The following is a 1,639-nucleotide window of genomic DNA, read 5'->3' as shown; positions in this document are numbered from 1 at the left end:
GCGGGGCGCCCCCCCGCGGCCCCGGGGGCCGGGCGCGCGGGGGGCGGGGCGCCGCCCCCCCCCCGCCATTGTCATCCGCGCAGGGCGCGATGACGGGCGGCACCTCCCCGACACCGGTACGGCACGCCGCCGACCGCACCACCGACATCCCGAGGAACACCCCCATGCCCGCGAACGCACCCGTCGTCCAACATCAGGCCGCCCACCCCGGAGACCCGTCTCCGCAGACCTGCATCCAGGTCGCCCGGCAGGCCGCGATCCTCGCCGTCACCGCAACCGACGACGCCATGACCGCCATGTGCGGCAGCCGATCCGGAGGCGCCGCCTGGCTGGAGGCGGCCATGCACGCGGCCCACAAGGAGGCCGTCGAAGCCGAGAGGTGGGCCGACCGCGCCGAGCAGTACGCCGACGACCCCACCATGCCGAGCAGTGCCCCCTCCTACTGCGCCCGTGAAGCCGTCGGCCACGCCGTTCAGGCGCAGTCGGCCGCCGGAGCCGAGATGACGGCCGAGGATCTGCGGGCCGAACTGGAACAGAAGCTGACGGCGGCCGAGTACGCCGAGCGCGAGACCGAACGGCGCCGGGAAGAGGCCGAGCGGGAGGCAGAGGAGCGCGCGGCCACCGGCATGGACGCGGACAACCGGGACCGGGCGACGATGAACCGGTATCTCGCCGAAGGCCACGTTGCCGAACTCGGTTGGACGGCGGGACACGTCCGTGTGCTGGAGGCCGCCGAGTCCGGGCGCCTGTACTGGCGAGAGGGGACGGCCCGGCAGGCGGCCCGGCGCGGTCTGTGGTCCGGTGGCCGGCGGGTCAGCCGCGACCGGACCGAGGCCCTGTTCGCCGCACGGTTCCTCGTCGCCGTCCGCCAGGACGACGGCACCCGCGTACTGACCCCCAGCCCGATGGGGCAGGTCGCCCTTGAACTGGCCCGGCTCCACCCCGCCGGACTCCACGACAACGACCAGGCCGCCTACGAGTCGCGGTTCGCCCGGGTCCGGCGGCGCCACAAGCGCCGTGACGACCAGAAGGCCGCAGCCCGCGCGCTCCCGCCGCTCGACTCCAGCGCCCGGAACCTGTACCGGAAACCGGTCACGCTCACCGAACAGCGGGCCCGCGCCGAACGCGACGCCGCCGACCGATGGGAGGACGAGGGCGGCCACTGCCCCGGCGCGCACACGCCGAGCCCCGCGGTGAACTCCGTCACGAGCCCGCCCGTCCGGATCATCCTGCCCCTGCACCGGCACACCGCCGTGCAGCCCTCCTTGTGGTGACGGCGGGCGGTGACCGATCCGGTCACCTGCTGCTCGACTGTCCTGCCTCAGCGAACCTTGAGCGATTCTCACCGAACCTTGACGGATCGCAGTTCGTCTCAGCGAAGGTTAAGCGCGCAGGTCAGGGCGTTACCGCAGCGCGCCGAGGCCCGGCTCGTCCATCGCGGACGCGATCGTTTTGGGCCGAGACACGCACCGACAACGCCTCGGTCGACCGTCTGACCTGGGGCGCAGCCGAGGTTCAACTTCGCTGAGAATCGCTCAAGGTTCGCTGAGACAGGTCAGCGGGGCGCTGAACTCAACCGCCAGCGGTGCCGCAGGCGGCGTCGCCCGCGGCACCCCCCGCCGCGGTGGGGATGTGGGCG

Annotated in this window: 1 protein-coding gene; it reads left to right on the top strand. The window is 73.6% G+C overall.

From position 1 onward, the window contains the following. The first annotated feature begins 164 nt into the window (after positions 1 to 164). Positions 165 to 1,274, top strand: coding sequence for a hypothetical protein (locus ACFXPK_RS32295; protein WP_385080709.1), 1,110 nt, complete (start codon positions 165 to 167; stop codon positions 1,272 to 1,274). The last annotated feature ends 365 nt before the right edge of the window (positions 1,275 to 1,639 follow it).

Source organism: Streptomyces sp. NPDC059142, from assembly GCF_042755665.1.
Taxonomy (GTDB): Bacteria; Actinomycetota; Actinomycetes; order Streptomycetales; family Streptomycetaceae; genus Streptomyces.
This window is presented reverse-complemented; position numbering and strand designations above follow the sequence as displayed.

Coding starts and splice junctions, on each gene's coding strand:
- ACFXPK_RS32295 (WP_385080709.1), top strand. CDS start 165: ATGCCCGCGAACGCACCCGTCGTCCAACATCAGGCCGCCCACCCCGGA.